This is a genomic window from Allocoprococcus comes (assembly GCF_013300725.1).
Lineage (GTDB): Bacteria > Bacillota > Clostridia > Lachnospirales > Lachnospiraceae > Allocoprococcus > Allocoprococcus comes_A.
Window position 1 is genome coordinate 1 of the sequence record NZ_JAAIMM010000091.1, and the last position, 1,067, is coordinate 1,067.

2 protein-coding genes are annotated in these 1,067 nt (G+C 43.3%); both read left to right on the forward strand.

Annotated elements, in window-relative coordinates; all coding sequences use genetic code 11:
• Nucleotides 1-134 precede the first annotated feature (134 nt).
• Nucleotides 135-446, forward strand: coding sequence for a hypothetical protein (locus tag G4407_RS16150; RefSeq protein WP_044927369.1), 312 nt, complete (start codon nucleotides 135-137; stop codon nucleotides 444-446).
• A gap of 40 nt (nucleotides 447-486) precedes the next feature.
• On the forward strand, nucleotides 487-741 hold the full coding sequence (locus G4407_RS16155; protein WP_080543130.1) for a DUF4314 domain-containing protein: 255 nt from the start codon (nucleotides 487-489) through the stop codon (nucleotides 739-741).
• The last annotated feature ends 326 nt before the right edge of the window (nucleotides 742-1,067 follow it).

Genomic DNA, 1,067 nt, shown 5'->3' on the forward strand with positions numbered 1-1,067 from the left:
TGAAAAAGCATCTGGAAAAGAGAAAAAAGCAAAGAGCCAGCCGGAACGATAAAAGTGAAAAAGTTGGACGGTTGGAGTAGCTATTACTGAGGTCTTGTGATATGGTTGGTGTAATAAAAAAGGAGGTCAGCCAGATGACAAAATACTATTTGAAGATGGATAACATTATGAAAAATATGTTCGTGGTGGCACTGAATGATGAGCTGCAGGCACAGAGTGAGCAGGATGAATGTTTGGAAGAAACGAAAGCCCTTCTGAAAAAAGTAAGTGAATACGACCTCGCCCAGAAACGACTGCAGATTACAGCCGGGGAACAAAGGCAGATCCGTAAGGCACTGAACAGACTCAGAAGTAAATATCTTGCAGCCGGAAGATACAGTGATGGAATAGATAAAGTTATTATTCAGGTTGCAAAACCGAATACTAGCAGGCACATGTTCTGGTAGAGAAAGGAGTGGTTGATTGGTCATTTATTCAAGAGAAAAAGTGGCAAGACTTAGAGAACAGTATCCGGCAGGAACAAGAATCTGTCTGAATTCGATGGACGGAGAAGCGGGTATGCCGCAGGGACTGGAAGGAACTGTGCAGTATGTGGATGATGCAGGCCAGCTCGGTGTTAAGTGGGACAACGGCAGAAGTCTCTCACTGATACCGGGAGTGGATTCCTTTCATAAGAAAGAAGGACAGGGACATCCAGAAGAAAAGCCACGCAAGAAAAGAGAATCTGACTTGCAGAGATAAGTACAAAAAAGCAGGACTGGGTTCTGTATCTTGTATTTCTGCCATTTGTCTGGTGGGCGGCAGCGATTACCGCTTGTGCCATTACACCGGATAAGAATTTTATTCAAATCTTAGAAACGCTGAGCGAAAAACTCGAACAGCCGTTTTTTATCACGTATACACCGTATACGTTCAAATGTATTCTGATATTCACAGCAGCCTATTTCTTAGGCATTGGTATTTATGAATCCCAAAAAAGAAATTATAGAAGAGGCGTGGAACATGGTTCCGCAAAATGGGGCAACGTGTCCGAAATCTGCAGACGTTACTGCGAAAAGCAGTACACG

Coding starts and splice junctions, on each gene's coding strand:
- G4407_RS16150 (WP_044927369.1), top strand. CDS start 135: ATGACAAAATACTATTTGAAGATGGATAACATTATGAAAAATATGTTC.